The sequence below is a fragment of the Kitasatospora sp. NPDC057198 genome, from assembly GCF_042670125.1.
GTDB lineage: Bacteria > Actinomycetota > Actinomycetes > Streptomycetales > Streptomycetaceae > Kitasatospora.
On sequence record NZ_JBHUWH010000546.1, the window covers coordinates 1 to 4,917 of the forward strand.

The following is a 4,917-nucleotide window of genomic DNA, read 5'->3' on the forward strand; positions in this document are numbered from 1 at the left end:
CGGTGTGGTCGGACGGGCCGTAGCCGGCCGCGACCGCACCGCGCGGCACCGCCGCCGAAGCCGATCCGGAAGGCGTGGCGGTGCTCGGCGACGCGGAGGCCGCCCCGGCGGAGGCGGAGGCGGCGGCGGAAGCGCTCGCGGAGGCGGAGGGCGCGGCGCTCGCGGAGGCCGCCCCGCCCGCGGTGCCGGCCGGCAGGTCCTCGCAGGCGATGCCGTCGTTGTCGGCGTCCAGGTGGTTGGGATCGGAGGGGTCCGCGTTCAGCTCCGCCTGTGCCTGCGGCTGCGTCGCGAAATCGGAGCAGTTCTTCGTGTCCGCGGCGGGCGCCAGCGCCTGGGCGGAGGCTGCCGAGACGACCGGCACGAGGGCGGTCGCGCTCAGAGCGGCGGTGGCGAGAACAGCGTGGGCACGCATGAGCATCACTTTCCTTCACGGTGGGTACGGATACTGCCACCCATCGTGTCCACCGCCGGTTCGCGCGCCACCGGGGACAGCCGTTCCGGCCCTCCCCCGGCATGCCCGGAACCCGCGCGGTGCCCGGTGCCGGCAGGCGGCAGGCCCTTGGCCAGGCAGCGGCCGGCGCTAGACCAACCGGGGGTCCGGAGAGGCGGGAGGGCTCGGTCCGACCGGGCGCGGGGCCGGGGTTTCGGTTTTCCGCCACCGGAGGGGGTGCTTCGGGAGCAGGAGCGTCAGGGAAGTGCCATGCCGTTGCGACGGTGGTCCGCTGTCCGGTCGCGCCCGGCTTGCGAGCGTCCGACGCATGGCGCCGCCGCGCTGTCCCGGCCCCAGGTGGCCTGCGGCATCCGGTCCGCCGCGCCGTCTTGTGGTCGGCTCCGGTAGGGGTAACTCCCGTGCTGTCAGGGCCTGTTGACCGGATCGGGAGTCAGGACGCCGCCATGGTGCGGCACGCGGCCGGTCCGTTCGCGACGGGGCTGGTCCGGCAGCCGCCGGAGTCGGCGCAGCGGCCGGGGCGGCCGCGCATTTCGCTGGGTGTCAACGCCTCGCACCGCGGGGCGGCGGGTGGGCGCGTCGCCCTGCCGCGGTCGGCTTGCCGCGGTCGCCCTGCCGCGGGCCTGCCGTGGTCGGCCTTCTCGCTGACGGATCTGCGCGGGCGGGCCGTGGTGTCCGGACCCCTGCTGCCGGCCGGGCGCTCGGGTGCGGTGCGGGCGGAGGTCGCCGCGCGGCTGCCCGGTTTCCCCCGCCGGCACGTGGACGGGCGGTCGGTGCTGGGGGCGGGGGCCACCGGGGGCGGGGTGGTGGTGGAGAACGCGGCGGGCGGTCGAGGGGGCGGGCCCGGGGGTGGGGTTACGCCCACAGGTCGGCGCCGTCGTGTCCGCTCGGGTCGAGGGCGAGGAGGTCTTCGTGCAGGCCGTCCAGGGGGCGGCCGGTGGGTTCTCCGTCGCCGCCGGTCTCCAGCAGTGTCCAGCCGGCGCCGGGGGCGGCCGCGTCCTGGCCGTGGTCGAGCGTTTCGGTCGCCATGAAGACCGCTTCGTACGCGACGGCGCGGGCCAGCCGTGCCAGGTCCTCCCGGTCCGCGCCGGCGGCCAGCAGGCGCCGGGCCGCGGGCAGTTGCTCCAGGGCGCCCGGGGCGGACCAGCCGTCGATCGCGTCCCGCCACAGGGCGCGGAGCAGTGCGTACCGGGCCGGGTGCCCGTCGGTGTTCTCGTCCATCGTCCCAGGATGTCCCACCGGGCCGCCGGAGCCGCGACGGGGGTCGGACCGGGGGCGGGCCGGGGCGGGGGCGGCCTGCTGGCAGGATGGCCGGATGGACGACATCACCGCTCCCTCCCGGGCCGACCGGGTCCGGCTGTACCTGGACACGCTGCGGGCCCGGATGGATCCCGCGGAGTTCCGGGTGCTGGGCCGGCTGCTGCCCGGCGCGGTGGCCTCCCTCGCGGCGCCCGGGACGGAGTACGTGATCGAGGTCGGGGCGGAGGACCGGGCGCACCTGACCCCGCAGGTGCGCGACGAGTTGCTGGCGGTGCTGTCGATCGTGGCGACCGGCACGCTGGAGCACCAGCTGGTCGATCTCGGCGACGGCGCGGTGACCGTGCTGGACACCGCGGCGGCGAGCAGTCCGGAGGCGGTGGGGCGGATGCGGGAGTGGGCGGCCCTGCGGCGCAGCGGCCGGGCGGGGGTCTGACGGTGTCCGCCGCTCGCCCGTCAGGGGCGGCGGGCCGTCTGGGCCGCAGCGACGGCGGCGACGACGGCGAGCAGTTGGGCCGTCACCAGTGCGGTGGCCCAGGCGGGGCCCTGCGGCAGGGTGAGGGCGAGCGGGAGGGCGAACACCAGGGTGGCGCCCTGCAGGAGCGCCGTGACGGCGGGCCGCGGCCAGGCGCTGCGGCCGCTCCGGGCGCGGAGCGCGGTGCGGGCCCAGCGCAGCGGCAGGAGCAGGCAGACCAGGGCGGCGAGGGCGTACAGCGGCAGGACGGCCGCGTAGCCCATGGAGCCGCCGCCGGGTGAGTCGTCGCCGGGGACGACGACGGGGTTCGTGATCTGTTCGTCGGCCAGGCGGACGGCCCGGAGGAAGACCGCGGGGACGGTGGCGGAGGCGAGCGCGGCAGCGGTGTACCAGTACCGGCCGCCGTGGCGGCCCCGGTGCGGGTGCCGGGTTCCCGGGGTCGGGGTGTCGGTGCCGGTCGCTGCCATCCTCGCCGCTCCTTGCCGTGGTACCGGGGTGCCGTAGTGCCGTGGTGCCGTCGGGCGGTGCGTACCGCCCGGTGAGAGGGGAGACGTCCAGCGTCCTTCGACGGTTGCCCCGCCCCGGGGCCGGTCGGTCAGAGGCCGGGGCGGGGCGGGCGGTCAGGCCGGGAGGTCGGTCTCGGTGGCGAGCATGTCGGCGATGCTCTGGCGGCGGCGGATGAGGCGGGCCTCGGGGCCGTCGACCAGGACCTCGGGGACCAGCGGGCGGGAGTTGTAGGTGGAGGACATGCTCGCGCCGTAGGCGCCCGCGTCGTGGAAGACCACCAGGTCGCCGGTCTCGGTGCGCGGCAGCGGGACGGAGTGGACGAGGCCGCCCTCGGACTGGGTGAAGACGTCGCCGGACTCGCACAGCGGGCCGGCCAGCACGGTGTCCACCGGGTCGGTGCGGCGGGGCTCGCCGCTGTCGCCGTCCAGGACGGTGACACGGTGGCTGCTGCCGTACATGGCGGGCCGCATCAGGTCGTTGAAGCCCGCGTCGGAGAGGACGAACCAGTTGCTGCCGACCGCCTTCTGGGCGCGGACCTCGGCGGTCAGCACGCCGGAGCCCGCGACCAGGAAGCGGCCGGGTTCGATCTCCAGCCGGACGGGGTGGCCGAGCCGGGCGGCGAGTTCCTGCCGGGCGGAGTCCCAGAGCCGGAAGTAGCGGTCGGTGTCGACCTCCTGCTCGCCGGGGCGGTAGGGGACGGAGAGGCCGCCGCCGGCGGATATGGCGCGCACGTCGCGGCCGGTGACCAGGACCTGCTTGACCATGGTCTCGCAGACGTTCTCCAGGTGGCCGTAGTCCACGCCGGAGCCGATGTGCATGTGCAGGCCGATCAGGTCCAGGCCGTGGCGGTCGACGAGTTCGAGGCTCTCGTCCAGGTGCTCGTGCCAGATGCCGTGCTTGCTGTGCTCGCCGCCGGTGTTGGTCTTGCGGCTGTGGCCGTGGCCGAAGCCGGGGTTGACCCGGATCCAGACGGGGTGGCCGGGCGAGAGGCGGCCGACCTGGTCGAGCATCTGCGGGGAGCCGGCGTTGACCGGGACGCCGAGTTCGACGACGCGGCGCAGGGCGGTGCGGCTGAGCAGGTCGGCGGTGAGGACGACGGGTTCGTCCGGGCCGCCGATCCGGTAGCCGGCCAGCAGGGCCCGTTCGAGCTCCCCCTCGGAGACGGCGTCGACCAGGACGCCCTCCTCGCGCATCAGGCGCAGGATGTGGATGTTGGAGCACGCCTTCTGCGCGAAGCGGATCACGTCGAAGGAGCGCAGCTTGGCGATCTGGTCGCGGATGGTCTGCGCGTCGTACGCCCACAGCGGGGTGCCGTGTTCGGCGGCGAGGGCCGCGAGGCGGGGGCCGTCGATGGCGCCGGGCAGGGCGGGCGGCCCGGTGGGGGTGTCAGCGGGGGAGGTCATGGCGGGTCTTGTGTCCTTCTCACCGGTCGTCAGCTCGATCCCCGGATCATCCTCCAAAGCGTGCGGGGCCCGCTGGACTGCCCGAACCACGGACAGCCGGTCCTCGTCCCGCTCCCGGGGGCCGCCGCGCCCGGGAGCGGGAGCGGGTCAGCGGGCGGCCGGTTCGAGGGCGGCCGGTTCGAGGGCGGCGGCGGCGCGGCCGCGGAGCTGGAGCCGGGTGATCTCGGCGACGCGGCGGCCGAGGGCTTCGGCGGTGCGCAGGTCGGAGGCGCAGGGGGTGGTCTCGGGGCCCTGGTCGTTGTCGGACTGGGACATGGCGCCGAGCCAGCTGCCGAGGCGGTTGAGGTCCTCGGGGCTGCCGGTGGAGGTGTTCCAGCCGCCGTACTCGGCCAGGCCGACCCAGATCATGCCGTGCTGGGCGGCGAACAGGGCGATGTCGGTCAGGGTGTGCAGTTTGTCGCCGGCCATGTTGCCGCTGTTGGTGAAGCCGGCGCCGATCTTGTCCTTCCAGCGCATGTTGTCGCCCCAGACCTGGGAGGTGGCCTCGACGAAGGTGCGGAAGACGGCGCTGGAGCCGCCCATGTAGGTGGGTGAGCCGAAGACGATCGCGTCGGCCTCGTCGAGGGCCTGCCACAGTTCGTCGTCCAGTTCGGTCAGCGGGAGCAGCCGCACCGTGGTGTCCTCGACCTTGCCGGCGCCCGCGGCGACCGCCTCGGCCTGCCTGGCGGTGTGGCCGTACCCGCTGTGGTAGGCGACGGCGATTCGAACGTGCATGATCACTCCCCATGTGTCACACGGAAAAGCTTTATCGAAAGCTTTATGGTCTG

At 75.2% G+C, this 4,917-nt stretch carries 6 protein-coding genes; 1 reads left to right on the plus strand and 5 read right to left on the minus strand.

The window, feature by feature from the left end; genetic code table 11:
* Positions 1 to 418 (minus strand): excalibur calcium-binding domain-containing protein (locus tag ACFUEL_RS35135; RefSeq protein ID WP_380241545.1); only part of this gene is annotated, 418 nt, incomplete at its 3' end.
* Between the two features lie 885 nt (positions 419 to 1,303).
* Positions 1,304 to 1,669 carry a hypothetical protein gene (locus tag ACFUEL_RS35140; protein ID WP_380241547.1) on the minus strand — a complete coding sequence of 122 codons (366 nt, stop codon included), beginning with the start codon at positions 1,667 to 1,669 and terminating at the stop codon, positions 1,304 to 1,306.
* Between the two features lie 94 nt (positions 1,670 to 1,763).
* On the opposite strand from ACFUEL_RS35140, the gene ACFUEL_RS35145 reads away from it, so the two are divergent.
* Positions 1,764 to 2,141, plus strand: coding sequence for a hypothetical protein (locus ACFUEL_RS35145; RefSeq protein WP_380241549.1), 378 nt, complete (start codon positions 1,764 to 1,766; stop codon positions 2,139 to 2,141).
* A 20-nt stretch (positions 2,142 to 2,161) separates the two neighbouring features.
* Here ACFUEL_RS35145 and ACFUEL_RS35150 read toward each other — a convergent pair whose 3' ends face one another.
* From ACFUEL_RS35150 to ACFUEL_RS35160, 3 genes are all read right to left on the minus strand, one after another.
* The gene (locus ACFUEL_RS35150; RefSeq protein ID WP_380241551.1) at positions 2,162 to 2,647 is read right to left on the minus strand and encodes a hypothetical protein; all 486 of its coding nucleotides are present in this window, start codon (positions 2,645 to 2,647) and stop codon (positions 2,162 to 2,164) included.
* 153 nt (positions 2,648 to 2,800) lie between these two features.
* On the minus strand, positions 2,801 to 4,090 hold the full coding sequence (gene lysA, locus ACFUEL_RS35155; protein ID WP_380241553.1) for a diaminopimelate decarboxylase: 1,290 nt from the start codon (positions 4,088 to 4,090) through the stop codon (positions 2,801 to 2,803).
* 147 nt (positions 4,091 to 4,237) lie between these two features.
* Positions 4,238 to 4,864, minus strand: coding sequence for a flavodoxin family protein (locus ACFUEL_RS35160; protein ID WP_380241555.1), 627 nt, complete (start codon positions 4,862 to 4,864; stop codon positions 4,238 to 4,240).
* Positions 4,865 to 4,917 lie beyond the last annotated feature (53 nt).